The organism is Halonotius pteroides (assembly GCF_003605635.1).
In the GTDB taxonomy this organism is placed as follows: Archaea; Halobacteriota; Halobacteria; order Halobacteriales; family Haloferacaceae; genus Halonotius; species Halonotius pteroides.
On the sequence record NZ_QMDW01000004.1, the window covers coordinates 124,683 to 150,264 of the forward strand.

The 25,582-nt window shown below is 62.2% G+C and carries 24 protein-coding genes; 14 read left to right on the forward strand and 10 right to left on the reverse strand.

All coding sequences use genetic code 11. From position 1 onward, the window contains the following. Positions 1-20: 20 nt before the first annotated feature. A complete protein-coding gene (locus tag DP106_RS04460) occupies positions 21-797 on the reverse strand; it encodes a GTP cyclohydrolase III (RefSeq protein ID WP_120083669.1) in 777 nt (258 codons plus the stop codon). A gap of 94 nt (positions 798-891) precedes the next feature. On the opposite strand from DP106_RS04460, the gene DP106_RS04465 reads away from it, so the two are divergent. After that, positions 892-1,695 carry an HAD-IIA family hydrolase gene (locus DP106_RS04465; RefSeq protein WP_120083671.1) on the forward strand — a complete coding sequence of 268 codons (804 nt, stop codon included), beginning with the start codon at positions 892-894 and terminating at the stop codon, positions 1,693-1,695. A 240-nt stretch (positions 1,696-1,935) separates the two neighbouring features. Here DP106_RS04465 and DP106_RS04470 read toward each other — a convergent pair whose 3' ends face one another. Continuing rightward, entirely contained in the window at positions 1,936-2,658 is a 723-nt protein-coding gene (locus DP106_RS04470) for a metal-dependent hydrolase (RefSeq protein ID WP_120083672.1), read from the reverse strand. A 315-nt stretch (positions 2,659-2,973) separates the two neighbouring features. Between DP106_RS04470 and DP106_RS04475 the strand changes: the two genes are divergently transcribed. From DP106_RS04475 to DP106_RS04510, 7 genes are all read left to right on the forward strand, one after another. Further along, the gene (locus tag DP106_RS04475) at positions 2,974-3,705 is read left to right on the forward strand and encodes a fumarylacetoacetate hydrolase family protein (RefSeq protein WP_120083673.1); all 732 of its coding nucleotides are present in this window, start codon (positions 2,974-2,976) and stop codon (positions 3,703-3,705) included. 96 nt (positions 3,706-3,801) lie between these two features. Continuing rightward, positions 3,802-4,092: a UPF0175 family protein gene (locus tag DP106_RS04480; RefSeq protein ID WP_120083720.1), complete on the forward strand. Its 291-nt coding sequence runs from the start codon at positions 3,802-3,804 to the stop codon at positions 4,090-4,092. After that, positions 4,093-4,605, forward strand: a complete 513-nt coding sequence (locus DP106_RS04485) for a DUF3368 domain-containing protein (RefSeq protein ID WP_120083674.1) — start codon at positions 4,093-4,095, stop codon at positions 4,603-4,605. A gap of 397 nt (positions 4,606-5,002) precedes the next feature. After that, entirely contained in the window at positions 5,003-6,091 is a 1,089-nt protein-coding gene (gene hisC / locus DP106_RS04495) for a histidinol-phosphate transaminase (protein ID WP_120083675.1), read from the forward strand. Between the two features lie 32 nt (positions 6,092-6,123). Next, positions 6,124-6,690, forward strand: a complete 567-nt coding sequence (locus DP106_RS04500) for an adenylate kinase family protein (RefSeq protein WP_120083721.1) — start codon at positions 6,124-6,126, stop codon at positions 6,688-6,690. Then, on the forward strand, positions 6,687-7,289 hold the full coding sequence (locus tag DP106_RS04505; RefSeq protein ID WP_120083677.1) for a CDP-alcohol phosphatidyltransferase family protein: 603 nt from the start codon (positions 6,687-6,689) through the stop codon (positions 7,287-7,289). Before DP106_RS04500 ends, DP106_RS04505 begins: the two co-directional genes overlap by 4 nt. Before the next feature lie 48 nt (positions 7,290-7,337). Next, positions 7,338-7,880 (forward strand): multiprotein bridging factor aMBF1, encoded by a 543-nt coding sequence (locus DP106_RS04510; RefSeq protein WP_120083678.1) that lies wholly within the window; start codon positions 7,338-7,340, stop codon positions 7,878-7,880. 11 nt (positions 7,881-7,891) lie between these two features. On the opposite strand, the gene DP106_RS04515 is transcribed toward DP106_RS04510, so the two are convergent. Beyond that, positions 7,892-8,653, reverse strand: coding sequence for a DICT sensory domain-containing protein (locus tag DP106_RS04515; RefSeq protein WP_120083679.1), 762 nt, complete (start codon positions 8,651-8,653; stop codon positions 7,892-7,894). A gap of 116 nt (positions 8,654-8,769) precedes the next feature. On the opposite strand from DP106_RS04515, the gene tpiA reads away from it, so the two are divergent. Beyond that, positions 8,770-9,414, forward strand: a complete 645-nt coding sequence (gene tpiA, locus DP106_RS04520) for a triose-phosphate isomerase (protein WP_120083723.1) — start codon at positions 8,770-8,772, stop codon at positions 9,412-9,414. A gap of 12 nt (positions 9,415-9,426) precedes the next feature. On the opposite strand, the gene DP106_RS04525 is transcribed toward tpiA, so the two are convergent. Then, on the reverse strand, positions 9,427-11,238 hold the full coding sequence (locus DP106_RS04525) for an ATP-binding protein (protein WP_120083681.1): 1,812 nt from the start codon (positions 11,236-11,238) through the stop codon (positions 9,427-9,429). Positions 11,239-11,304: 66 nt separating this feature from the next. Beyond that, entirely contained in the window at positions 11,305-12,711 is a 1,407-nt protein-coding gene (locus tag DP106_RS04530) for a DNA polymerase Y family protein (protein ID WP_120083725.1), read from the reverse strand. A gap of 320 nt (positions 12,712-13,031) precedes the next feature. Between DP106_RS04530 and DP106_RS04535 the strand changes: the two genes are divergently transcribed. Next, positions 13,032-15,227, forward strand: coding sequence for a coiled-coil domain-containing protein (locus DP106_RS04535; protein ID WP_120083682.1), 2,196 nt, complete (start codon positions 13,032-13,034; stop codon positions 15,225-15,227). A gap of 32 nt (positions 15,228-15,259) precedes the next feature. Here DP106_RS04535 and DP106_RS04540 read toward each other — a convergent pair whose 3' ends face one another. Both DP106_RS04540 and glyA read right to left on the reverse strand, forming a co-directional pair. Then, positions 15,260-15,628, reverse strand: coding sequence for a hypothetical protein (locus DP106_RS04540; protein WP_120083683.1), 369 nt, complete (start codon positions 15,626-15,628; stop codon positions 15,260-15,262). Between the two features lie 150 nt (positions 15,629-15,778). Continuing rightward, a complete protein-coding gene (gene glyA, locus DP106_RS04545) occupies positions 15,779-17,026 on the reverse strand; it encodes a serine hydroxymethyltransferase (RefSeq protein WP_120083685.1) in 1,248 nt (415 codons plus the stop codon). A 185-nt stretch (positions 17,027-17,211) separates the two neighbouring features. Here glyA and tbsP point away from each other — a divergent pair, with 185 nt between their 5' ends. Together tbsP and DP106_RS04555 are read left to right on the forward strand one after the other, a co-directional pair. After that, positions 17,212-18,027, forward strand: a complete 816-nt coding sequence (gene tbsP / locus DP106_RS04550) for a transcriptional regulator TbsP (RefSeq protein WP_120083686.1) — start codon at positions 17,212-17,214, stop codon at positions 18,025-18,027. A gap of 47 nt (positions 18,028-18,074) precedes the next feature. Continuing rightward, complete coding sequence (locus DP106_RS04555; RefSeq protein WP_120083687.1) at positions 18,075-19,793, forward strand: YcaO-like family protein; 1,719 nt, start codon at positions 18,075-18,077, stop codon at positions 19,791-19,793. A 28-nt stretch (positions 19,794-19,821) separates the two neighbouring features. Here DP106_RS04555 and DP106_RS04560 read toward each other — a convergent pair whose 3' ends face one another. Beyond that, complete coding sequence (locus tag DP106_RS04560) at positions 19,822-20,826, reverse strand: mechanosensitive ion channel family protein (RefSeq protein WP_120083688.1); 1,005 nt, start codon at positions 20,824-20,826, stop codon at positions 19,822-19,824. A gap of 147 nt (positions 20,827-20,973) precedes the next feature. On the opposite strand from DP106_RS04560, the gene trmB reads away from it, so the two are divergent. Together trmB and DP106_RS04570 are read left to right on the forward strand one after the other, a co-directional pair. Then, entirely contained in the window at positions 20,974-22,023 is a 1,050-nt protein-coding gene (trmB, locus tag DP106_RS04565; RefSeq protein ID WP_120083690.1) for an HTH-type sugar sensing transcriptional regulator TrmB, read from the forward strand. Positions 22,024-22,071: 48 nt separating this feature from the next. Beyond that, positions 22,072-22,824, forward strand: a complete 753-nt coding sequence (locus tag DP106_RS04570) for an ATPase domain-containing protein (protein ID WP_120083691.1) — start codon at positions 22,072-22,074, stop codon at positions 22,822-22,824. A gap of 35 nt (positions 22,825-22,859) precedes the next feature. On the opposite strand, the gene DP106_RS04575 is transcribed toward DP106_RS04570, so the two are convergent. Next, on the reverse strand, positions 22,860-23,429 hold the full coding sequence (locus DP106_RS04575; protein WP_120083693.1) for a DUF7344 domain-containing protein: 570 nt from the start codon (positions 23,427-23,429) through the stop codon (positions 22,860-22,862). Between the two features lie 88 nt (positions 23,430-23,517). Then, positions 23,518-25,572 (reverse strand): hypothetical protein, encoded by a 2,055-nt coding sequence (locus DP106_RS04580; protein WP_120083694.1) that lies wholly within the window; start codon positions 25,570-25,572, stop codon positions 23,518-23,520. Positions 25,573-25,582 lie beyond the last annotated feature (10 nt).

The window sequence follows — 25,582 nt, forward strand, 5'->3', positions numbered from 1 at the left end:
ATCGATCGTGGCGGGGCATTTCAATCGTCTCCGGTCGCTGCCTGTGGGTACTCGAACTCGACGGCCGTGCCCTCGTATCGGCAGTCCTCAAGGGCGTGTTTGGCGTCGTACCCCGCGTCATGGGCCGTCGCGCCGCGGCCGACACCGACCTTCAGTTCGACGCCGACATCATCTTCGACGTGATCGATGGCGTCCTGATAGGCATTCGTCGGCAGCTCAGGGCAGACAGCGATGATGTTGTCGCCGCCGACAAAAAATGAGAGCGCGCCGTGGGCCTCGCGCATGTACTCCATCAGCGAGGCGTAACTGCGTTCGATGTGAATGAAGGAGTCGAACTCGTTGAGTTGGTCGGTGTATTTGCCCGTCGCGTCGTTGACATCGAAGTGGGCCATATGTGTTGTGGCGTCAGCGTCGCCGTCTAAAGGCTCGCCGGCGAGTACCTCGGTGCGACTCTTGTCTTGGGCACTGCCGGCAGCCTGAATCTGCTCGGTCGCCGCATCGAGGGCGGCCGCCGGCGTCTCAGCGGTGCCGATACCGAGGCTGACGGTGACCGGATACCGGTTGCGGACGCTTTCTTGCAGGGATTTGTGACCGGCACGACCGATGCCGTTGGTGACGGCGATCATGTTGTCAAACCGGCTGAAAAAGACGTAGCCGCCGCGGCTCCCGACGAACTGTGCGATGTCGGCAAACAGCCGGGATTGCAACGTCTGAAGATCCATTTCTCGGCGTGGTTCGGGGGTGACCGTCCATGGTCCGTAGTTGTCGATCTGAATGAGAGTCAGCTGGGTCGTCACACCAACCCATAGGCGGGGATATACTTAGTGTCTTTCTGTTAGCCCGGGGCCAGCAAACCGAGCGTTTCAATTCGGTGCTCCGGTGACTACCCCTATGCGCTATCAGGGGATCGTCCTCGATGTCGATGGCACGGTCGTCCGGGAGGCAGCACCGATCGCCGGCGCGGCCGAGGGGCTGGACGCCGTCGACGATGCGGGGCTCCGACGAGTCTTCTGTTCGAACAACCCCACTGAACGACCAGCGGCCTACGAAGCACGGTTCGCTGAAGCCGGGTTCACCGTCTCGGCCGATGAGGTGTTCACTGCTGGGACGATCACCACCGACTACCTCCAGACCGAACACGGCGACAAGCAGGTGTTTCTCGTCGGCGAGGACGGCCTTCGAGACCAACTTGCCGACGCCGGGCTGTCGCTGACGACCGACCCACGAGCGGCCGATGTTGTCGTCGGCTCCCTGTCGACAGACTTCGGCTACGAGACGCTCTGTGAGACGATTATCGCTATCGACGACGACACCGCCTTCGTCGGCACCGACCCGGATACGGTTATCCCACAGGACGGCCCTGACCGCCCGGGCTCGGGGGCGATCATCCACGCGATGGAGGGCGTTGTCGACCGATCGGTCGATGTGATCTGTGGCAAACCCTCAGCGTACGCCCGCGAAACAGTCCTCGACTATCTTGCTGTCCCCGCCGATGACTGCCTCGTCGTTGGCGACCGACTCAACACCGATATCCAACTCGGCGCGGCCGCCGGCATGACGACGGTGTTGGTGACGACCGGGATTATGAGTCGATCGGCTGTCGCGGAGTCAGCGGTCACACCTGACTACGTTATCGACTCGCTGGCCGAACTCGGGGCGATCGTCGAGGGAACGGCTGAGCGATACGTCGCCTAAGATCGGGGATGTGGTGGTGTCTGATGAAGTGTTGTCTCCGCCGGTAGCTTGCCTCACAGTGTGGTAACGCGCTACTTTGAATACGTCCTCTGGGAAAACCGTCGACACCGAGTCGCCACAACCCTAGGGCTCGTGATCTCGTGAGCAACGACGGGACGGCGATGACAGACCACCACCACCGCGTTCGACAGCAGGCGTCGGCCGTGCTGCCCCCGGCTCTCGTGGCCGCAGTACTGTTCGTCAATCGAGAACGACCGATTCCTCGCCGTCAAGAATGTGGGTTGTTACCTCGCTTTCGGTCGCCTGTACCTCCCGCTCCCAGTCGTCGGTATCGACCTCGATCGGCGGGAAGGTGTCGTAATGCATCGGGAACGCGTGCTCAACGTCGAGCCAGTCGACAGCGATGGCTGCCTGCATCGGCCCCATTGTGAAGTGATCGCCGATCGGGACGGCCGCGGCGTCGGGTTCGAGAGACGGCCCGATCACGTCTTTCATCTCGCTCATCAGCGCGGTGTCGCCGGCGTGGTAGAACGTCGTCGACTCGGTGTCGGCGACCTGTGTGGGTTCGGTGTCGCTGATGACGAAGCCCGCGGGCATCCCGCCCTCGTACTCGTGGTCGGTGTTGATGCCGTTGGTGTGGTCGGCCCGCACCATCGTCACAAAGGCGTCGTCGCATTCGACGGTGCCGCCGAGATTCATACCGATGGCATCCGCAAAGCCGAGTTCGTCGCCTGCGTAGCTGACGATCTCGGGGGTCGCAACCAGCGTTGCCTCGGTGAACTGTGCGGCGTGGCCGATGTGGTCGGCGTGGCCGTGGGTGAGCAGCAGGTAATCTGGGGTGTCAACGTCGTCGGCTGTGAGTTCGCTGTGTGCGTTGTCGAAGAAGGGGTCGATCAGCAGGGTGGTGTCGTCGACGGTGACGTGCCATGTGGAATGCCCGTGATAGGTGAGTTCGAACGACATAGTCACACGGTACTATCGTCAGCAGGCATATAAAATTCGGCCGGGTGGTCAGGAGTTGTTCAGATACAAGCCAGCCGAACAAATAGGTCAGCCAACTGATCAACTACCGCCCTGGTGGAATGAAAGGGCGAGGTGAGGTCGGCGAATCTGGACGACGTAAGCACCGCAGTGAGCGAAGCGAACGAGGAGCGCAGCGGGTTCCGGGAGCCGAGCGCGCCGAGGGCTTTCTATGTCTGCAACCCTCACAAAACTACGTTTTTGAACACTAGCCGCGGTGACCACAACACGTTTTTGCTCACCACCACGACAGCCGGTATGCATCTCGTCAGATTCCGTGATCCATCCGGTACCATCCGGCAGGGCACCGCCACCAACGACACCGTCGCCTTCGGCGACCAACAGCACGCCCGCGACAGCGTCGACCTCCTCCCGCCCTGTGAGCCGACGAAACTCATCTGTGTCGGCCGCAACTACGCTGACCACGCCGCCGAACGCGACGCCGACGTGCCGGATCGGCCGCTGTTGTTCCTCAAACCGCCAAACGCCGTCGCCGCCCCCGAGTCGACGGTGACGCTCCCTGCAGGGAAGGAGCGGATCGATTGGGAAGCCGAGCTTGCGGTCGTTATCGACGAGGGGTGCCGCAACGTCGCCGCGGCCGACGCGCTTGATGTCGTTCGCGGGTATACCTGTCTCAACGATCTCTCGAACCGCGACGACCAAGACCGCGAACAGAACTGGGTGCGCGGGAAGGCCTTTGACAACGCCGCACCGCTCGGCCCGGTGATAGCGACGCCCGATGAGGTGCCCGACGACGCCAGCATCAAACTTCGGGTCAACGGCGAGACCAAACAGGACGCGACGATCGACCAGTTTTATTTCTCAGTCGCGGAGCTGATCGCGGAAATCACGGAGTACATGACCTTAGAGCCGGGCGACGTGATCTCGACAGGGACGCCAGCTGGCGTCGGCGCACTCTCAGATGGCGATCATGTGGAGGTTGCGATCGAGGGGATCGGGACGCTGGAACACGACGTGGTGATCCCTTAGAGGGGGATAATGCGGATTCGCAACGAAAACAAACACGGAGAGTCCTTCGTATATCCGACCGAAGCGTTTGTATACATTGCAAACATAGCAAACAGCATGGGGACAATTTCCGCGCGGGTGCCGGATGAGTTAGAGACAGAGCTTGAGACATATCTGGAAGACGAGAATCTTGACCGAAGTACGGCTGTCCGCAAACTACTCTCAGAGAGCCTCGAAGAGTGGCGTCGACAACAAGCACTCGAACAGTTGTCCGATGGGACGGTGACATTCAGCAAGGCGGCCGAACTCGCAGAGATGTCTGTCTGGGATTTTGCTCAGTTAGCCGAAGAGCACGACATCACGTGGGTCGATGACGACCATCTCGATGACGACCTAGAGGCGCTCTGAATGTGGGTCTTTGATGCAACGCCACTCATCTATCTCGCAAAAGTCGACCAACTCACACTGATCTCAGCGCTCGACGATTCGTGTGTCATCCCAGATCAGGTTTATACCGAGGTCGTTGAGACAGGCATCGAAGAGGGCTATCCGGATGCTCGGCGGATCGAACACTGTGTCGACGATGAGACGTTCACCGTACAATCAGTCGATGAGGCTGGTGTGTTCCAGCGGCTGTGCCGAAATCCGAAGCTCAGCAACGCTGATTGTGCAGTGCTTGCGTGTGCGTTCGAACATGATGGCATCGCTGTGATGGATGAAACCTACGGCCGTGATGTCGCCGCCACTGAGGGTGTCACAACTCGCGGCACCGCATATCTTGTGTTGCACCTTGCTGACCAGCAGGTACTCAGTGTTGAGACAGCACGAACGGTGATTGACGAGATGATCGAAGCGGGGTGGTACTGTTCACCGAGTATGTATGCAAAACTGGTGCAAAAGCTCGATTCGATCGACGGCTGAATTCGCACTCAATACCGATTCAGAGTTTTTACTGCCCGCTTTGCAGCCTTTTCTGGTTCCGTTGACTACAGGATGCTGCATCTCGGCGTCGAGATCGTCGGCGTAACAACGATATTCTTCCTGATGCGGATTCGGGTGTTTGTCACGGACTCGCTCAATATTTTGAAGATCACGAACAGACTGACGCCTGCGTTGTAACTGTCACGACCCACGATTCGATCAGCATCGGGACGCTCCATGACATTGCCGACGATGCTGGCGCAGAAGAGTTCGAGGCGTTCTGCGAGTGGATCGACGAGTATCGATAGCAAGAGCAGTCCTACCAGCGATCAGTGCATCCCCTCTCAGCCGCCCCCGTGTAAGCACGCTTAAGTCCCGCGGGCCGCTCCACACGGGTATGCAACCACGGGATCTCTCCGCCACTAGCCCGTACGTGCCGGGCCGGGGGATCGAGGAAGTCGCTCGCGATCTCGGGCTCGATCCGGCCGAGCTTATCAAACTCTCCTCCAACGAGAATCCACACGGCTCCAGTCCGAAAGCCGTCGACGCTGTTTATCAACAGGCCGACGATGGCCTTCATGTCTATCCAAAGGCGTCCCACACCGATCTTGCCGAGAAACTCGCCGCAAAGTGGGGCGTCGCCGACGAGCAGATCTGGGTCTCGCCCGGTGCCGACGGCGCGATCGACTATCTCTCCCGCGCGATGCTTGACCCAGGGCAGTCGGTGCTCGTCCCCGATCCGGGCTTCTCGTACTACCGGATGAGCACACGCCACCACCACGGCGAGATCACCGAGTACGAGCTTTCGAAGGCCGACGGCTTCGCCCAGACGGCCGATCTCGTTCTCGACTCGTACGACGGCGAGCGGATCGTCCACATCACCTCGCCGCACAACCCGACCGGCAGCGAGTGGACGCGCGACGAGATCCGGACGCTGCTGGGCGAGGTCGACGACGAAACGCTCGTTGTCGTCGACGAGGCGTACGGCGAGTACTCCGAGGAGCCGAGCAGTATCGGTCTGTTGGGTGCGTTTGAGAACCTTGCCGTTCTGCGAACCTTCTCGAAAGCCTACGGCCTCGCCGGGCTGCGAATCGGCTACGCGGCCGTCCCCGAATCGTGGGCTGACGCCTACGCCCGCGTCAACACACCATTTGCGGCCAACGAGGTCGCCTGTCGAGCCGCGTTGGCGGCCCTCGATGACGACGACCATGTCGAGCAGTCGGTCGACTCCGCTCGGTGGGCCCGCGAGTACATGCATAAAAACCTCGACGCTCCGACCTTCGACAGCGCGGCAAACTTCGTGCTGGCTGACGTTGGCGACGCCGGCCGCGTCGCCGAAGCCAGCCAGCGCGCCGGCGTCATCATTCGGGACTGCGGTAGCTTCGGGCTGCCGGGCTGTGTTCGGATCTCCTGTGGCACCCGCGAGCAGACGAAAACGGCCGTCGAGACGCTCAACGAGATCGTCGCCGAGGTGACGACGACGTGACAGAGGAGCCGGCCACGACCACGGATCCGGCGATGACAGATGACCCAACAACGACCGGCTCGACAGCCGGCGATAAGGTAGCCGAAACACTGGTCGTCACCGGCACGCCCGGCACCGGCAAAACGACCGCGACCGAACAGCTCACCGGCGACACTGACGCGGAGATCATCCACCTCAACGACGTGATCCGTGAGTTCGATCTCTACGGTGAGCGTGACGCCGAGCGCGATTCGCTGGTAACCGATCTCGAGGCGGTCAAAGAGCATCTCGGGGAGTGGCGCGGGATCGTCGAATCACACCTTGCTCACCACGTTGAGGCCGACCGCGTCGTCGTTCTTCGGTGTAAACCGAACGAACTCGAACGCCGGCTGCGTGACCGCGGCGACACCGCGGCAAAAGCCCGCGAGAACGCCGAAAGCGAGGCGCTGGATGTCGTGCTCTCGGAGGCGGTCGACCAACACGGCCGCGAGGCCGTCTACGAGATCGACACGACCGATCGCGAGCCGAGTGCGGTCGCCGCCGAGATCGCTGCCGTCCGCCACGGCAACCGCGAGCCCGGTGTCGGCGAGATCGACTTCACGGGGTATCTCGTTGAATGACGCTCGACCGCCTCCGTCCCGTCGCTGACCGGCTGTTGACGCCGTTTGTCACCGGAGCCGATCGGGTTGGGTTGACACCGAACAGCGTCAGCGTCATCTCGTTGGGCGTCGCGGTCGCCGCGGCTGGGGCCTTCGTTGTCGCCGAGCCGCTGTTCTACGCCGCCGGTGCTGGCTTCGTTTTCGCCAACGGCTGGCTGGATCTGATCGACGGCGCGCTCGCCCGCCAACAGGAGACCGCCTCCGCCGGCGGCGACCTCTTGGATCACGTGATTGACCGCTATGCAGACCTGACGATCATCGGCGGGCTCGCGGCCGGTGTCGGTAACTTCGCGCTCGGCTTTCTCGCTGTGACCGGCGTGTTGATGACCTCGTATCTCGGCACGCAGATCCAGGCGGTCGGCCTCGGGCGGGCCTACGGCGGCCTCGTCGGGCGGGCCGATCGACTGGCGCTGATCGGGCTCACCGGTGTCGCCGCCGCCGTTGTCAGCGGCCCAGTTGTGGCAGGCTATGGGGTTGTCGAACTGCTGTTGGCCTTCTTTACGCTCATCGGCCATCTCACCGCCGCCCAGCGATTCTGGGGCGCGTGGAACGATCTGTAAGCCGCCGACGGCGCATGGTTTATACCGGGCGATACGGTATCGGTTCGTATGGCCCAATGTGAGATGTGTGGTGCCGAGCAGTCGTCGCTTACCACCACGAAAGTCGAAGGGGCGAAACTGGAACTCTGTGACGAGTGTACGGAGTTCGGGACGGCGGTTAAAACCGAATCTTCGTCGTCGGGGTCAAGCAAGTATTCGACCTCAAGCAGTAGCTCCGGCTCCTCGGGCGGGAGCAGCGGTGCCACCTCAACAGGATCGACGGGCAGCTCGGGTGGCTCGTCGAATCAACGCCGGAAAGACATGTTTGACGATATGGATGAGATCGCCACCGACTACGACGACCGCATCCGGGAGGCCCGCGAGGGTGAGGGGCTTACCCAAGAGGAACTCGCCAACAACCTCAACGAGAAGGCAAGTCTCATCCGGAAGCTCGAAGGCGGCGACGTGCTCCCAAGCGACGAGGTTCGCAAGAAGCTCGAATCGACGTTTGATATCACGCTTACCGAGGGGGCTGATGTCGACGACACCGAGTGGTCAGGCGAGTCCACCGGGTCGATGACGCTGGGCGATGTGGTCGAACGAAAGGACTGATCGCGGGCGGCTCAGACGGCGTGTGAGTCACCGTCGACGTCGAGATCGGCCATCGAGGCAACATCGCCGTACGCCGTTTTCAGGTAGCCGATCAGATACTCAACAGTCGTCGGATCGTACGTCCAAAAGCCGAAAAACTCCCGGTCGCCGCGCTCCTCAGCCAACAGCGCGCACATGTTTTCATCGACGCCATCGCCGTCGTAGGCGACAAACCAGGTCTTCTGGATCTCCTCGTCGTGTTCAATATGGAGGGTGTACGATTCGTGATCGGGCACGACTGGGCTGTCGCTGACGGGTGCAGCGTAGGTATGTACCGACAGTGCGGTGTGTTCGCCAAGTTGGTTGTAGGTGTCTGTCTGGTCATCGAGTACTGATAGCGTCTGAAACCCAGCGTGGAGTTCGCCGCTGCCGATCCGCCAGGCGCGATCTTCGATCTCCCGGGAGGCCATGAACATATCCTCGATCGAGTAGGAGGTAAACAGCGTCTCATCGAGGTGGTCGAGGATCGGGCTTCGGTCGACACCTGCCGCTATCGACTGCTCCGCCGCCGGTGGCCGGTAGATGTCATCTAAGGAAACCGCGGTCACAAAGGCATCCTCGCGACTGAGGATCGCGAACTGCTCGGGCTCCTCTGAGAGCCTTCGGGTATCGATGGTGAGATGTCGATCCGCATACTGTTCGCGGAGATCGTCGACGATGGACTCAGGTGTGTTAATAACTGTCAGCGTCATCGTGCGGGCTTCGATATCCGCGATGAGCTCTTGCAACGACATCCCTACTATCAGTCACCTTACCACGGGAGGTATTTGATAATTTGTGAACGATTCTGACAGGTCGGGCCGACGGCAGAAAGATGAAGCTATATCACCCCGGCGACAAACGGTGGAGTATGTTCATCTTGGTGAACCTGAAAGCGTACCCGTGTGATCCGATCGAAGTCGCCACCGCCGCCCGCGATGTCGCCGAAGACGCCGGCGTCCGTATCGCTGTCTCGCCGCAGGCCGCCCACCTCGAGTCCGTCGCCGACACCGGCGTCGAAACGTGGGCCCAACATGTTTCGCCGAACGGCTACGGCAGCTTCACCGGCAGCACCCTCGCGGAGGCCGTCGCCGAGGCCGGCGCGGAGGGGACGCTGCTCAACCACTCGGAAAACCGCCGCAAGCTCGCCGACATCGACGCCGCGGTACGGGCCGCCGAACGCGCCGGCCTGGAAACCTGTGTCTGTGCGAACAACCCGGATCAGATCGCCGCCGCCGCCGCGCTCCAACCTGATTCGGTCGCCGTCGAGCCGCCGGCGCTCATCGGCGGCGATGTGTCGGTCGCCACGGCCGATCCGGATATCGTCACCGACGCTGTCGCCGCCGCCAGCGGCGTTGACGAGGACGTCGATGTCTACTGTGGCGCGGGGATCTCAACCGGTGACGACGTGACGACCGCCGAAGAGCTCGGTGCCTCGGGCATCCTGCTGGCCAGCGGCGTCGCCAAAGCCGACGATCCGCGGGCCGCCCTCGAAGATCTCGTCTCCGGGCTCTAAGCGACGCCCGGCTTATTCTGGCTCAGAGACGTCATCGAGAAAGCTGGCTTCGACCGCTTGTACCATCGTCGACAGCTCGCTGTCGGTGAGCGTATCAGCGTAGGCCTCCCGGATGAGTTCCGGGATCGCATACCGGTAGCGGCCTTCACCAACGTGTCGAATCAGCTGTGACTGTCGGAGCGGCCGGTTGCGGCTGTAGGCGAGTTGGTGGTCGTCGTCACCACCAGCGGCGATATGTGCTGAGACAGGGTCGCTTTCGCCACCCTCGCGGTAGTGTTCTAACATCCCAACCGATCGCAGCGGCAGGTCGGCGATGCGGTCTTTGAGTTCTGTGACGACCGCCTCGCGGGTGCCGTGTTCGACAGCCTCAACAAACTCCATGGCCTCCTCGGCGATATCGCTGCGGGTGACGGTGCCGAACCGCGTCGACGTGGGCGCGCTTCCACCGGTCGACCCTGTGGTTTCCTCGGGGCCAGTTACCTCCGAGGGATCGACCGGCTGGGGATCGATCGGGGCCGAGCCGTCGTATGCTGTCTCGTCCGTGCTGTCGTCGCTACTGGTCGCCTCGTTGGCGATAGCTTCAGCCGCCGTGGCGTCGTCTTCTGCGGCTTCGGCAACCGCGTTGGCGAAATCAGCCGGCGTGAGATCATCGCCGAAAACACCCTCAGCCGTCATCTCAGCCCCGTTCGCCGCGGTGTCAGTCGGCGTGCTGTCGGTGGATGCTGTGTCTGTCTCCGCGTCGGCGGGCTCGTCGGGGCCACGGTAGGCGGCTTCGGATCGTTGCAACATCGCTTGGGCAAACTGGTCGGCCATCCGGCTCAGGTCGCGGGCCTCCGCAAGCTCGCGTTCCAGTTCGCTGATCCGGGCGTTCTTCTTGTCGAGTTCCTGACGGAGGTCAGCCAACTCGCTTTCTCGGCGGGCCTTCTCGTCGGAGATATCGGTGAGTTCAGAGACCAGATCGTCGCTAACGGATTTGAGCTCCGGCTGTTCGATATCCTCAAGGCCGGGGGTTGCCCCGGCGTCGAAGGTTTCCTTGCGATGGAACTGTACCCGGCGAATATCGTCCGACCAGTCGGCGACAAGGAACCCCTCGCCGTCAGCCAACTCCTCGACGGCGTCGGCGTACTCCGAGCCAAGAATACGCCCGACGACCTTGGTGTCGTTGCGCCACGTGAGTCGATGCCAGACAAGCCAATCACACTGTGTGATGAAGTCCTTCTTCACGTCAGCCGGACGTTGGCTGATGCCGACGATCCCGAGGCCGTGTTTCCGGCCGCGTTTGCCGATCTTGATCAGCATCTTGCCGGCTTCGCCCATCCCGCCCTGTTCGGGGATGTACTCGTGGCACTCCTCGATGACCAACAGGAAGGGCTTTTTGAGCTTCTTCTCTTTCGCAAAGAGGTGGCGAGCGGTCTCTAAGAGCAGTTCGTTGGCGTCCTCGTCGTCGAGATACCCCGAGACGTCAAGAATGATCGGGATGTTCTCTTCGAGGGCCAAGGAGGCGATCTTCTCGGCGTGATCGGCGGTGACCTGAATATCACATTCCTCGTCAGCCCCAACGTGGAGGATCTCGTAGGCCTCCTTGAGCCCGTAGTACTCCCCGTCGCTGTCGACGATGAGGACGGGGAAGTTGTTGTCAAGGAGATTTTCCAGCATCACCGAGGCTGTGTTTGATTTCCCGCTGCCGCTTTTGCCTGTGATGAAGCCACGGCCCGTGAGGAGGTCGACGACCGGCAACTCGACGGCTGTCCCGGAGGTGATGGCGTCGGTGCCGCCAGGGCCAGCGCTCACGTCCGCGACCGTGATGGTTTCCTCGCTGCTCATTTACCTATTCGTCTGTGTGAGCCCACATAGTTCCTGTTGTCGGTGGTGTCAGCCGGGCGTCTGACGTTAGTCGAACGATCCGAGCGAGGACTGCCCGTCGTCGTCTGTGGCTGGCTGTGTTGTGTCATCAGTGCCTCCACCGTCGCTTTCGTCATCGATCCAATCGGTGAGTTGAGCGTCGGTGTCGACAGCGTGCTCAACAGGAGCGGGGTCTGCCCAGCCGGCGGCGGCGACGCCATTGGCGTCATCAACAGACTCGCCGGCGAGGGATGCGGCGTCAAACCCATCAAGTCTGACCTGCTCACCCGCGGCAAAGCTGAGATTCGAGACCCGAACGCCGAGTTTGCGAACCGGCGCGTCAACAAACTCATCGAGCAACTCAAGGGCGATAGATTCGACAAGGTTGGGATCGTCGACCGGCCCGGACAGCGAGGAGGCACGCGTGGTAACATCGAACGGTGGGGTAACGATCTTGATCCCGACGGTCTGGTACATTGCGTCGCGGCTCCGCGCGCGGGCGGCGACATCGGCCGCAAGCGCGCTGACCCGTTCGCGTTTGGCCGCAGGCTCCTCGGTGGTCTCGGTGAACGCCGACTCTCTGGAGAGACTTTTGGGGCGACCGGTTGGTGTCACCTCGCGGTCGTCGTCGCCACGGGCGCGGGCGATAAGTTCACGGCCGCGTTCACCAAAGCGGTCGACAAGAACGGTCGGATCGGCGGCTGCGAGGTCGCTGGCGGTCTCAATGCCCAGCTCGGCGAGCTCACGTTCGGTCACCGGGCCGACGCCGTGGATCGCCGCCACCGGCAGCGGCCCGAGAAAGGCTGCCACCTCGGCAGGCCGGACGACGGTCAGCCCGTCGGGTTTGTCGTGATCGCTGGCAATCTTTGCGGTCGCCATGTTCGGGGCGACGCCGACGCTGGCTGGCACGCCGACCTCGCGGCTGATCCGCTGTTTGACGTGTCGGGCGTACCCCTCCGCGATCGTGCGTGGGTCGTCGGCACCGCCATCGTCGCTACCGGCATCGGCGTCACCGTCGTCAACGAGCCCCCAACTCGTGCGGTCGGTCACATCGAGATATGCCTCGTCGATGCTGACCTCACGAACAACGTCGGCGCAATCGTGCAGGATCTCTTTCAGTTCACTGGCGACCTCCTCGTAGAAATCAAGGTCGACAGAGCGGTAGTGGCAGGCCGGATCCGCGTTGGTCTCAGCGGCCCGCGGGAGCACCGCAAGCGCCTGACTGATCGGTTGGGCGCTTTCGATCCCGTGGTCGCGGGCCTCGTAGCTCGCGGTCGCGACCGCGCCGTGGGGTTCGCCGGCCTCATAGCCCATCCCGACGACAAGGGGTTCGCCGCGAAGCGCGGGCTCACGGAGGCGTTCACACGACGCATAAAAGCAGTCCATATCCACATGGAGGATAATCCGCGCGTCGGCGTCGTCGCTGTCGGCGTCGGTGAAGGCGTCAAACGTCATGGCGAACCCGTCCTCGTTCGGGCTGCGTTCAGTCCCGTCGTAGCCACTGCTACCGGGGATTCGATAGCCACCACGAAGAGCGTGACGGCGGGCGATCACCGGCTGTGGTGGCCGGCTATCAGGTGGTGAGTCCCGCGCGGACGCAGCCCAGCGGCACGCGAAGCTATAGCGCTGCTGGCACCGCGTCCGTAGCACCCATCCGACGACGACCGGAGTAACATCTGCTTGATCGATGGCCGTACCACGCCACGGGAGACGGTTCTCGGGGAAGGTATACTACTAAGTACACTCGTTCGGTAGCGGATGCTAATGACAGAGCGATGGAGCCGATAAACAAAGACGACATCACGGTAACGAAGTCGTACAAGGACTTCGACGACGGCCCAGCCGGCATCGAGTACTACATCCGGTTGTGGTCGCCGGGGCCGAAGACTGTCACCATCCGGGAGGCGATCCCGGCTGTCGCCGACGCCGACCGCGTCGCCTCCAGAGCCGACGATGATCTGGCGTGGACGATCGAGGACGATCACCTCGTCTTCAGCACCCGGATCGACAGCGACGGGGTTCGTACCGCCTACACCTACGAGGGGGCGTTGAAATCGAACCTCAGCGAGTGGATGGAGGAACCGGAGATCGAGATTACCGATCCCGATGGTGCCAGCACCGACAACGAAACAGCTGCGGCGACGGCGGCTTCAACCGATGCATCGAGTGCGGTCGACGACAGCGAGGATACTGCCGCGGCGTCGGGCGTCGATGACGACGAGGAAGCAGGCGATGACGATGTCGAGCGAGCTGACGATGATGCCGGCGATACCGAGACAGAATCTGCTGTCGAGACAACCGCTGTCGACGGCGTGGCGGTCGATACCGGCGATAGCGACGGTGAGATTGGGAGTGGTGCGGAATCTGGTGCCGAGACAACAGGCGACGGTGCCGAGAGGTCGGCGTCGCTCACCGACGACAGTGTCGAGTTAGCGACCGATGCCGAGCCGTTGCATCCCGACGACGCGTTGATCGACGAGGCCGAAGCCGACGTGCTTCGCGTCATGCTGAGGAATCCGTCGCTGTCAAACGCCGAGGTCGCCGCACAAACTGACAGCCGGGTCGCCTTCGTGAGAGACACCCGCGATCGATACGAGGCCGCCGTCGAACTGCCACCCGAGGAACAGACAGACAACGTATCGTCAGCCGAACAGACCGGTTCGACGGCCGACGACGTATCGCCAGCCGAGGACACCACCACACCTACGCAATCTATGACCGACGACACAGCCGACACCACCGACGACGCACAGTCCCCGAATCAGAAATCTGACGCTGCCAGCGAGGAGCCCGGCGAGGCAGATACGGCCCCAGCCGAGACCGAGACATCGGCGACACCCCCAGACGAGGACGCAGCTGACAAGGAAGCGGCCGAAGAGCCGGCTGACGAGGCGGCTGTCGAGGAATCGGACGCCGACGAGACGCCAGAGGTACCAGCCGCAACAGCCGATGAGGAGCCGGCACTGTCCGACACCGACGAGGCTGATGTCGTTGCGGCGGCAGCGCAAGCCGAGTCAGCGATCGGCCAAGAACTCCTCGACAGCATCAACGGGATCAAAGAAACCGTCGAGAAGGCCTCCGTCGGCAGCGGCCAATACGAGGCCCGTATCCGGCGGCTGGAAACCGAGTTGAGTAAGCTTCAAGCCTATACCTCGGCCTTAGAGGAGTTCCTCAGCGAGAACGGCACCGGCAGCGAGATCATCGAAACCACCCGGGAGGAGCTCGAATCGATGCAGGCCGATGTTAGTGCCCTCCAGTCGGAGACGCGCTCCCACGATGCGGCGCTGACCGAACTCGAAAACGATGTCAACGAGCTTGAAGACGAGCTGTGGAGCAACAACAAAACCATCGACAGCATCGAATCCACACTCGAAACCCAGCGCGGCGGGATCGATGCGGTACAGGATCGGGTCGATACGATCGACGAGGAGATCGATACCGTTGAGACAAACCTGTCGGACAAGCTTGCGGCTCACGCCGAGGAGATCGAAACGCTCGACGAGACAACCGAGGAGCATGGCGACGACATCGAATCGCTTGAAGAAACAACGGAACACCACGACGTGGCGATTGCCGACCTCGATGAAACGACGGCCGCCCACGACGAGGCGATCGGCTCGGTTGAGGAGACGGCAGCGGACAACGAGGCCGATATCGCCGATGTGTCCGCCGAGGTCGACGGTGTCGCCGACTCGCTGAGCGATCTCAGCGAGGAGGTCGACGCTGGCTTCGAGGCGTCCGACGACCACCGTGCGGAGTTGGCGGCAACGCTCGATGAGCACGCCGAGGAACTCTCCTCGCTGTCCGCGGAGATCGAGTCCATCGGTAGCGACGTGGCAACGCTCGAAGACCGACTCTCCGAGGAGGGTGATGTCGGCGAGCGCATCACCGATATTGAAGCCGAACTCGACGATCTCTCACAGTGGCGCAAGACGCTCCAATCAACGCTGTTGGGCGGCGACGAATCCTGATCGCTCAAACACCGATAACCTTCGATGTGTGGTTATCTCTGGTGTCGCTCGTGAATAATCGACCGAGCGATTCGGACAGCGGCCTCCAGATCGGGATTTGATCGCACCTCAAAGGCCCCGGTTTCGGCGCGGACGACAAATCTTTTCAGCGATTCGACCTCCGCTTGCTCTAACAGCGAGGCTGTGAGGTCGCCACGCTCGTAGGCTTCGGTGAGAGAGACGACCGGATCGTGGTGTTCGAGATCTGGATCGAACGCAAACTCTCCCCCGTGATCGGCGGCTCGGTCAGTCCCAGCGTGTGATGGCGATACCTCCTCAGTTGTCGAGAGCGCTGCCTCCTCGGGTGGCGACGATGAATCGCCGAGTGAGCGGTCGCCGGTGGAACAGGGTGTGGAGCTCATAGCTGCGAGATGGTCATCGTTGCAGCGTGTGGTGCTGCCGCCCGACGCCCCCATGGGCGGGAAACAGGTACACGTCGGGTGAAATAGTGGCGTACTAATAAGAACCCGTCAGACGCAGGTCAGACGGCGGGGGTGACAGCGTTGGTCGCGTTACTCGTACAGCGGATAGGCCGCACAGAGCTCGTCGATCCGCTCGCTGACCTCATCGATGACACGCTGGTCGTCGTGGTTGTCGACAACGCGATAGATCAGGTCACCGACCTCCGCGATCGTTTCTTCATCGAATCCGCGGGTCGTCAGGCTCGGCGTCCCGGCGCGGATACCACTGGGGTTGAACGGCGAGCGCGTCTCACCCGGGACGGTGTTGGCGTTGAGGACAATCCCGGCCTCAGCAAGGGCGTCTTCGGCTGGGCTGCCCGGCAGATCAGGATGTGATTCCCGGAGGTCGATGAGCACGAGGTGGGTGTCGGTACCGCCGGAGACAAGCTCAAAGCCGTGGTCGGCAAACGTCTCAGCCAACACATCGGCGTTGTCGACGACCTGTTGGGCGTATTCGTCAAACTCCGGCTGGAGTGCCTCCTTGAAGCCGACGGCCTTGCCGGCGATGTTATGCATGAGCGGGCCGCCCTGTCCGCCGGGGAAGACCGCGTTGTCGATGTCGTCGGCGTGTTCCTCGCTGGTCATCACGATCCCGCCGCGACCGGCGCGGATCGTTTTGTGGGTTGATCCTGTCACGAAGTCGGTGACACCGACCGGTGACTGGTGGACGCCGGCGGCGACGAGCCCGGTAATGTGAGCGATGTCGGCGAGGTGGTAGGCTCCAACGTCGTCGGCGACATCCTGAATCCGCTGCCACTCAACCTCACGTGGATAGGCGGAGTACCCCGAAACGATCATATCCGGCTCGAATGTATCCGCCATCTCAGCGAGCCCCTCATAGTCGAGATACCCTGTTTCGGGGTTGACCTCGTACTGTTCGACCTCGTAGAACTGGCCGACGAAGTTTGCGGGGTGGCCGTGGCTGAGGTGGCCGCCGTGTGTCAGATCCAACGAGAGGATCTTGTCACCTGGGTCGAGGGTCGCAAAGTAAACGGCCTGATTGGCCTGTGTGCCCGAATGGGGCTGGACGTTGACGTGTTCGGCCCCCCAAAGCTCCGTGGCGCGCTCGATAGCGAGCTCTTCGACCTCGTCGGCGTACTCACAGCCGGCGTAGTAGCGTTTCCCCGGATACCCCTCGGCGTACTTGTTGGTTAGCGCACTACCCTGTGCTTCCAGGACGGCCTTACTAACATGGTTCTCGCTTGCGATCATCGCCAGCGTCTCTTCTTGGCGAGTATCCTCGCCTTCGAGCGCGTCTGCGACCGCCGGATCGACCGCACGAACCTGCTCGTAGTCCATACTGAAACGGGGGTGTTCAGGCCAATAAGTGTGTCTGTACAGGGCTACCCCGCCGGTTGGTAGAAGGGGCAACAACGGAGATTTATTAGCACTATTTGCTGGTTAAATTAGCCAAAAATCGAGTAATGAACGCTGTAGTCGTCGATAATATTAAGTGTGGCTTCGCCCCTAATTCACTTATCAGGATGGCGTCGAACACGCATACAGAAGACCGCCGTGAGCTGCTCACAACGGCACTGGCCGCGACGACGGATGGCTGTTGGATTGTCGATCCAACCCCGGAAACGATCACCGCGGTCGTCGATGTCGCCAGTAACACTACCACGCTCCCGCAACTGCGGTTGTTGGCCGCTGAGGACACGCTCAAAGCGACGTTTGGGGATTTTCTGGTTGCCAGCCGCACCGCGGATCTACTCGACGATGATTCGCTTGCGGTGCGAACGCTTGAGGCACCAACCACGAACTCACTGATTCTCACCGAGAAGGCGGTCACAGCCGTCGTCGCCGCGGGCGAACAGGTCGCCGGGCTCCGCACCGACGACACCGAGTTCGTCGAGACAACCCGGGACAGCATCACCGATCAGTGGGCAGCAGCCGATCCCTTCCAGCTGCGAACCCCAGCGATCTCACAGATCCGAGCCACGCTGGCCGAGGAGATCGGCGCGGCCAGCCGCGAGGATTTCGATCAGCTGCTGGCCTCAGTTGAGACAGCCCGCGGTGACGGCGACGGCCTCGATGAGGTGACGATCTCACTGCTCATCGCCGCGAAAAACGAGGTGCTGCTGTACGACATCTCAAAGTGGGGTGAGGATGTCGGGATCGCCAGTAAGGCTACCTTCTCACGAACAAAGAGTCGACTGGAGGAGTCCGGTGTCATCACAACCGAGAAGGTTCCGATCGATGTCGGACGGCCGCGGCTCCGTCTCCAACTCGGCGACGACCGACTGCGGGAGGCCCCGGCCGACAATCTCGCTGCCGCTGCCGCCGACATCCTCAGCTAAGCGCCCGGAGTCGACCCGTTTTTGCGTTGGGCCGTCGTGGCCGACGTATGGAACTCGCGGTCTGTGGTCGCGGCCCCGCTGTTGATGCCATCGCAGCCGCCGCCGAGGATATCGACGGCACCGTCCGCCAGATCGAGCCGACAGCCCTCAGCGAGAAGACCGCCTCGCTGCCCGCAACCGGGGCGGTCGTCGCCCCGACTGGTGCCGAGGTGTTTCCGGTGGCAACCGATCACTTCGACCGCTGGGTCGCCGTTGAGATCGGTGGCCTCGGCGGCTACCCGATCGCCGATATCGACGCGGCGGTGACGACGTTCGGCCCCGACACAGCCTGTTATCGTTGTCTAACCTACCGGGTCGGTGCCCACGAGGACGCATCCGGTGAGAGCCCCTGTGGCGATCGCAGCACGGTGCGGCTGGCCGGAGCTATCGCCGGCAACCGACTCATTTCGCTACTAGCCGGCGAGACGACCGGCGGCACGATCAGAGAGCTGCCAGGCCCTGAGCGGCACCTGCTGTCGGTGCCGGACTGTGACTGTGGTAGTGACGGGGCGGTCTCACGGTCGCTTCCGCTGACCCATCGCAGCGTCGCTGTCGACGACGCGTTAACGCGAGCCGAGCGCGCTGTCGACGAGCGGGTCGGCCTCGTCACAACCGTCGGCGAGCGCGAGTCGTTCCCAGCGCCCTATTACATCGCCGATATCGCCGACACCACGGGCTTTAGCGACACGGCGGCCGCTGACCTCGCCGCTGGGGTCGACCCTGACTGGGATCGGGCCTACATGAAGGCGATCGGTGAGGCACTTGAGCGATACAGTGCCGGCGTGTATCGAACGCGAGCAGCGACCCGTGGCTCGGAACGGACGCTGGCTGCCCCCATTTCGCCGCGTCGGTTTGTGCGCCCTGACGGATTCGACCACCCGGAGCCAGCCCACCGGATCGATTGGATCGACGGGCGATCGCTGCCGGACGGCGAGGCGGTGTCGCTGCCGGCGGAGTTTGTGTGGTTTCCGCCACCCACGCAACGATACCGCCCGGCGATCACGACCGGGCTTGGCCTTGGAAACTCGCCGATAGAGGCGGTGCTCGCGGGGTTGTATGAGGTGATCGAACGCGACGCGACGATGCTTGCGTGGTACTCGACGTTCGAGCCGCTGGGGCTGGCAGTTGACGACGACGTTGTCGACGAGTTGACCAAGCGAGCACGGGCTGAGTCACTGAGTGTCACCCTGCTGCTTGTCACACAGGATGTCGATGTGCCTGTCGTGGCCGCCGCCGTCCATCGCGACGATGCGTGGCCCCGGTTTGCCGTTGGCTCGGGGGCCACCCTTGATCCGGTTTCCGCGGCACGGTCGGCTCTCGCTGAGGCCCTCCAAAACTGGATGGAACTACGGACGATGGGCCCGGAGATGGCCGCTGACCAGGGCGGTGCGATCGCCGAGTACGCCGATCTACCGGCGGCCGCCGAGTCGTTTGTCGACCCCGACAGTCGGATACCGGCCGAGGGGGTTGGCGAGCCGGCGGTGACGGGTGCGGCTGAACTGAGGGCCGTCTGTGATCGGCTGTCGGCGGCTGATCTCGACGCCTACGCCGCGCGGCTGACGACCCGGGATATCGACGCCCTTGGGTTTGAGGCGGTTCGAGCCGTAGTACCGGCAGCCCAGCCGTTGTTTACCGGAGCCCCGTATTTCGGCGAGCGCGCTCGTTCGGTGCCGGAATCAATGGGTTTCGAACCACGGCTGGATCGGTCGTACCATCCCTATCCGTAGCCGAGCGAACGGGATTGTCACCCTCGGGTTAGCCGTTGTCAGTCGATGAGTCCGAAGCGGCGTTGTCACCAACTGGGGCGGTTGACTCGGCTGCCGGCGGCTCCTCGGAGCGGCTCTCAGCCGGATCAGTTCGTGGGCGATCAGCATAGACGAGTTGCCGGTGGGGGTAAGCCATCCCAAGGGTGGCCTCGGCGTCGATGAACCGCTGGCGGATCGCGGTTCGAACCGCGGATTCGATAGTAGCGATCTTATAGGGCTTTGTTAGCCAGTAGCGCAACCGAAGCAACACGCCGCTGTCGGCGAAATCAGCGATGAAACAGCTGGGGGTGGCGGGGTACCGCGCGCTGCCGACCCGGATATCCGGGCCGCCGTTGATCACGTCGTCGGTGTCTCGGGCGGCCAACTCCATCTGGCGGCGGGCCTCCGGGATGTCGGACTCGTAGGTGACCAACACGTCAAGCGAGAGGCGGGTGCGTTCGTCCTCCGCGGAGTAGTTGGTCACATCCCGGTCGCGGACGTTGCCGTTTGGAATCACCAGAAAGGTGTTGTCAAGGGTGACGACCTTGGTATAGCGGATCGTGATATCGTCGACAAAGCCGCGGGTGCCATCATCGAGTTCGATCATATCACCGATCTCGAAGGGCTGGTCGGCCAGCACAAAGATGCCGTTGAGCACGTTGCCGACGATCGGTGCGAGGATGATCCCGACGACCGCCGAGAAGACAGTCACCGAGAGGACGATGTTGCCGATCTGGAGGCCGACAAGCGAGCCAGCGATAATGAGCGTGACGGCGATCGTGGTGGCACGAACGCCACCTAAGACGATCTGGGCGACGCTCTGGCGTTCAAACCGACGGGCGATCGGCCGCCCCAAAAGGCTCACAAGCACCTTCGACAGCGAGACGCCAAGGGCGACAACGAGTAGCGCGGCGATAACCCGGTGGCCGGGGAACTGCAGCCACGTCGGCAGCAACACAGCGGCCACCTCGGCGGCTGCGGCCTCCGTGGCCCCCGCCGGCTGGGGAGTCGTCATTGGCTGGAACTCTCCGCCGCCGCGAAAAAGGCTTGTCCCCTGCGATCTCGCCTGCAACGTCTACCCCTGCCAGAAGTACTGTGTTCCGAAACAAGGTGCAACTCAGTAAAGAGTAAATTTCATACACACAGGCGCTAACAGATCAGTATGGCAGATGACCTCCGGATGACCCTAGAACACGTCGGCGAGCGGTTCAATCTCGGCGAGTACGAGATCGACGCCTATCTTGCCGTGCTTGAACACGGGGAGCTCACCGCCAGCGAGATCGCCGACCGCACCGATATCCCTCAACCGCGGGTCTACGATACGGTTCGCAGCCTCTCAGATCGCTCCCTCGTTGAGCTCCGGGAGTCACGGCCGATGCAGGTCGTCGCCATCGACCCCGAAACGGCCTTCGGCGACCTCCAGTCGTCGTTTACCGAGCTCGTCGACGAGCTTACCGCCCGGTACACCGCGCCGGCCCGGGACACCGAGGCGGTGTCGTTGGTCAAATCGCGGGCGACGATCATTCGCTATCTCACCGAGATCATCGAAAGCGCGGCCGACGAGCTCACGCTGTCGCTGACGCCATCGCTGCTGGCGGAGTTCGAAGAAACGTTGGGCGACCAGATCGATAGCGGCGTCAGCATCGAACTCCTGCTCACGCCCGCCCGTGAGGCCCCTGATCCGGCGGACTTTGAGTATCAGGCGGTCGCAACGACCGTTCGGGCCCGCGAGGGGATCACGACACCGGTGATTGCGGTCGCCGACGGCACGGATTCGATCTACGCGACCCAGGATGCCCTCCGTGATGACCGGGATCGCTACGGTGTGATCTTCAGTCGCTCCGCGCTGGGCTTTCTGGTCTCAGGCTTTTTCGAGACCGTCCTGTGGACGACCGCCGAAACGCTGTCGACGACGCCGACCGAGCGGGCGTTTCCGCGGCGATACGCCTCGATCCGCCGAGCGGTCAAGGATATCCGCGACCTCGGCGGGGATTTTTATGCAACTGTCGAGGGACGAGACACCCAAACGGGCGAGCCGGTTGTGATCAGCGGAGCCGTCGAGGACATCGAGTTCCGCGAAAACGAGTCGGTCGCCTCGTTGCTCGTTGATACCGGCGACGACAGGATCCGGGTCGGCGGACTCGTCGCCGCGTTTGAGTCGATCGAGGGACAGGCGATCCACATCGGTCGGGACTCGCCACCCGAGGTGTAAACGCGCCGGGCCCCGGTGGTTATATCGGTTCACAGCAAATGGGCGGTTATGGTTGTGACCCCGCAGCTGCAGCACATCTACTCACTCGGGTTGGCTGGCCGGGATCAGGTAAACCGCGCCTTCGGCGGCGGGCTGCCGACGGGCAGTCTCGTTGCGGTTGAGGGCCGTCATGGCTCCGGTAAAAGTACCCTGGCTGGCCGGTTTGCTTACGGGCTCTGTGAACAGTCCCATACGGTTACGTATCTTTCAACCGAACGCGAGTTTCGGCGTTTTCTCAGCCAGATGCGATCGCTGTCGTATACGGTTCAGGGATCGCTGCTTCGGCGTGATCTGTTGTATCTGTACGGTAATCTCATCGGCTCCGATGCAGACGACCAGCCGGAACTGCTTTCACGGCTGCAGGCCGCCCAACGGCTGTGGACGAGCGATGTCGTCATCTTGGATACGTTCAGCGATATCCTCCTGTATGATCCAACCGTTGAGTCGCTTGCCGCCAAGGATGGCTACCGTCGGGCTATCCAGCGGATTCTCTCATTCTTCCGGCGAATCATGGCGACAGGCACAACGATCGTGCTGTTGCTGTCGCCAAGCGGGCTGCCGCGTGAAACGCTGGAACCACTCCGAGCGGTGGCTGACGTGCTGCTCGATATCACGGTCGACAACTCCGGCGACCGGCAGTATCGGTGGCTCAACGTGTGTCGCTTCGCCGGCATGGGCCAACAGGTCGACGATAAGATCGCCTTTTCGATTCGGCCCGACACCGGGATCGTCATCGAAAACCGAAGTGTGGTATCTCGGTAAACGAACAGCCGAGCAAGCACCGTTCGGAAGCCGTCTCACGCTGTGTCATCGTCGCTGTCGGCAAACTCCGGCTCGTCGTCGAGCCCGCCGAGACTGACCCGCTCTGACTGATTGAGATGGACAAGCGAGGAGATCAGGTACGCTGCCAGCAACACCGCGGTAACAACACCCACTGAGATACCGTCGGGCAGCCAGTCGAGATAGCTAAAACCGAGCACGGCACTGCCGAGGAGACTTAAGCCAAGATAGTACACCGACCACGGCACCGTCTCCTCGGGGACGACTTCGAGATAGACATCGAGATTTGTTGCTTTCGCTGTCGGAGACAGCCGGTCGCCGTCGACAGTGATCAATCCGGCGTCTTCCAACTTTGAGAGGTGATGCTGTTGGATCGAGGTGTAGACACGCTTTCGCTCTGTCGAGGTGATCTCGCCGATCGGCTTGTCGTACTCCCAGGCAGCGACCTGTTCGGCGACATCCGACAGCGTCGTCTCGCCGTCAGCTTGATTGCAGGCATACAACACATACCGCCGGCGATGGCTACTCAACACGCTAAACAGCGTGTTTTTACTTTCGCGGGCGTCGGGTGAGATAATCGAACTCATCGTAACGTAGCCGACACGACGGCTCTATCCGAGAGCGACAAACTGGAGCTACTTAACGATACTATCTGCAGACGGCAGTGGGAACGCGCTACTCTCCCACCTCATGACCAGCTGATCGCAGCAACTCAACACACCGTTCTCGGGAGTAGGCAACATCGTAGGTGTCGGCCAGGTACGTCTGTAGCGCCGCCGGCGTCCACGTCTCGGCGTCGACAGCGACGGCTGACGGTGTATCGTTGAGAGCGGTGATTACCATCATGTACTGTTCGTCGGTGAGACCGTCGTCGCCACCCAGCGACATGAAGTCGTCGTGGGCGGTGAGATCATCGCCACCATCTCCGGAGTCGACGCTCTCGTCGTCCCACCCATCCCCGTCGTCGTCTACGTCGATACCGTCATCATCCCGGTTGTCGGCTGTGGTGTCGCGGTCGGCTTCCGCATCAGCGAGAACATTATCGTCGGCGATAGCACCATCGGGCTCACCCGACGGCTTCGTTTCGACGGCGGACTCGAATGCTGACTGCAGCTCCGGGCCGACGACGGGGTCATCGGCGTCATCAGGGGCAGAGTCAGCAGCATTGGCCCCACTCTCGTCGGTAGACTGTGGCGTATCGACCCCTGCGTCCGTCGCTAGATGACCGGCCCGTCGCAGCAGTCTCTTGCAGTCTTCACGTGGGTAGTCGATCCCGTATTCCTCGAAGAGATACCGCTGCAACAGCGGCAACGACCACGACTCGGCGTCAAGCCCGGCGGCCTCGGGTGGCGCATCAAGCGTGTTGTTGACAGCGACCTGTTCCGAGTCGGTGAGCGTCGATCGTGGGCTGTCGGCAGCCGACGATGTGGTCGTCTCAGTCGCCGATTCAGCTGTCGACTCGGGTGGCTGTGGCGTCGGGCCCCCGGTGGGGTCATCGGAGCGCAGCCAGTTTCTGCCACGGTTTGCGGCGTCCTGCGACGCGCCGGGCGGGCTCGGTGGGGCTGAGCCAACATACCGCAACAGAAACGAGGGCATGATCCGCCGCAGCTCCTCGCCGAGTTCGAGTTCGCGCTTTCTGGAGCGCAGCCGGAGCCGATCGGTGCCGACCGTGGCCACAAACACCCCAACGACGACACTCCCGACAAAGAGGTTGATCCCCGCGATGGCGACGATCGGATGGATCGTATGCAGGCTGGCGATCAACGACGGCGGCAACACGACCAGATACCGGTACTCACGGACAAACCGCAGGTAACTCCCCGTCTGATTGGGGGCCTGCATCGTGATAGATGTCTCTACCGTACTGCGTCTTGGGACGTAAATCTGTGAGTCACTGACCGCGACGCCGTCGCCTGCGGCCTCTAAGAAGACCACCACCGGGAGGTAGCCGCTGTTCTGCATCGCGTAGGTCACCTCGCTTTCGCCACCAACGGGAATGATCTGTGGGTTGTCGGTCGGGGACTCCGAGCTTAGGATCTCATACTGATAGACACCGGAGGGCAACAGCATCGAGATATTGAGCGGGATGATAACGACCAAGGTGAGCACCGCGATCACGATGATGGCATTTTCGAAGATGCCACCCCGCGTCCGGCTCCGCTGTCGTTTGTCGGTCGCGCCGGTGACCGTCCCATACACAAACAGCACGAGGCCGGTGACCATCGCGGCCGTCGATAGCGTTGTTACCTCGATATCGAGGCCCAGCGGAACGAGAACAACGTTTTGAATCGCGGTGCCAACCGACCGCACCGCGGTGACCGAGGCACCTAACCCCGGAATCACGACGATCCCATCGCCGACGGTCAACGCGACGGATTTGATCTGGCCGTCCGAGACAGGGGGTTCATCCCCATCCTGATCGGTAAACGGGTTGGCATCCCCTTGGGTAATATACCCCTCGTCGGTGATCTCGACGACGCGGTGGGTCGTCAGCTCACCCCCGCCGAGATTCTGTGATTGAAAGAGGATGACATCGCCGACCTCGGGCTCGCCGGCGAGCATCCCCGGCACCGCGAGATAGCCGTCGTTTGGCTGCAAGGTCGGTGCCATACTCCCGGTTTCGACGAAGACGATCGCCGGCTGGCCGAGGAGTTGACTCACCAACAACAGGAGGATAAATCCGATCAACAGCCCGCCGGCGACGTACTGCAGGAACGCTGAGGGCTTCATCGAGGGACAC

Excerpts from the sequence above, each read along its gene's own strand:
- DP106_RS04465 (WP_120083671.1), top strand. The coding sequence starts at position 892 with ATGCGCTATCAGGGGATCGTCCTCGATGTCGATGGCACGGTCGTCCGG.
- DP106_RS04470 (WP_120083672.1), bottom strand. The coding sequence starts at position 2,658 with ATGTCGTTCGAACTCACCTATCACGGGCATTCCACATGGCACGTCACC.
- DP106_RS04475 (WP_120083673.1), top strand. The coding sequence starts at position 2,974 with ATGCATCTCGTCAGATTCCGTGATCCATCCGGTACCATCCGGCAGGGC.
- DP106_RS04480 (WP_120083720.1), top strand. The coding sequence starts at position 3,802 with ATGGGGACAATTTCCGCGCGGGTGCCGGATGAGTTAGAGACAGAGCTT.
- DP106_RS04485 (WP_120083674.1), top strand. The coding sequence starts at position 4,093 with ATGTGGGTCTTTGATGCAACGCCACTCATCTATCTCGCAAAAGTCGAC.
- hisC (WP_120083675.1), top strand. The coding sequence starts at position 5,003 with ATGCAACCACGGGATCTCTCCGCCACTAGCCCGTACGTGCCGGGCCGG.
- DP106_RS04500 (WP_120083721.1), top strand. The coding sequence starts at position 6,124 with ATGACAGATGACCCAACAACGACCGGCTCGACAGCCGGCGATAAGGTA.
- DP106_RS04505 (WP_120083677.1), top strand. The coding sequence starts at position 6,687 with ATGACGCTCGACCGCCTCCGTCCCGTCGCTGACCGGCTGTTGACGCCG.
- DP106_RS04510 (WP_120083678.1), top strand. The coding sequence starts at position 7,338 with ATGGCCCAATGTGAGATGTGTGGTGCCGAGCAGTCGTCGCTTACCACC.
- DP106_RS04515 (WP_120083679.1), bottom strand. The coding sequence starts at position 8,653 with ATGTCGTTGCAAGAGCTCATCGCGGATATCGAAGCCCGCACGATGACG.
- tpiA (WP_120083723.1), top strand. The coding sequence starts at position 8,770 with ATGTTCATCTTGGTGAACCTGAAAGCGTACCCGTGTGATCCGATCGAA.
- DP106_RS04525 (WP_120083681.1), bottom strand. The coding sequence starts at position 11,238 with ATGAGCAGCGAGGAAACCATCACGGTCGCGGACGTGAGCGCTGGCCCT.
- DP106_RS04530 (WP_120083725.1), bottom strand. The coding sequence starts at position 12,711 with ATGACGTTTGACGCCTTCACCGACGCCGACAGCGACGACGCCGACGCG.
- DP106_RS04535 (WP_120083682.1), top strand. The coding sequence starts at position 13,032 with ATGGAGCCGATAAACAAAGACGACATCACGGTAACGAAGTCGTACAAG.
- DP106_RS04540 (WP_120083683.1), bottom strand. The coding sequence starts at position 15,628 with ATGAGCTCCACACCCTGTTCCACCGGCGACCGCTCACTCGGCGATTCA.
- glyA (WP_120083685.1), bottom strand. The coding sequence starts at position 17,026 with ATGGACTACGAGCAGGTTCGTGCGGTCGATCCGGCGGTCGCAGACGCG.
- tbsP (WP_120083686.1), top strand. The coding sequence starts at position 17,212 with ATGGCGTCGAACACGCATACAGAAGACCGCCGTGAGCTGCTCACAACG.
- DP106_RS04555 (WP_120083687.1), top strand. The coding sequence starts at position 18,075 with ATGGAACTCGCGGTCTGTGGTCGCGGCCCCGCTGTTGATGCCATCGCA.
- DP106_RS04560 (WP_120083688.1), bottom strand. The coding sequence starts at position 20,826 with ATGACGACTCCCCAGCCGGCGGGGGCCACGGAGGCCGCAGCCGCCGAG.
- trmB (WP_120083690.1), top strand. The coding sequence starts at position 20,974 with ATGGCAGATGACCTCCGGATGACCCTAGAACACGTCGGCGAGCGGTTC.
- DP106_RS04570 (WP_120083691.1), top strand. The coding sequence starts at position 22,072 with ATGGTTGTGACCCCGCAGCTGCAGCACATCTACTCACTCGGGTTGGCT.
- DP106_RS04575 (WP_120083693.1), bottom strand. The coding sequence starts at position 23,429 with ATGAGTTCGATTATCTCACCCGACGCCCGCGAAAGTAAAAACACGCTG.
- DP106_RS04580 (WP_120083694.1), bottom strand. The coding sequence starts at position 25,572 with ATGAAGCCCTCAGCGTTCCTGCAGTACGTCGCCGGCGGGCTGTTGATC.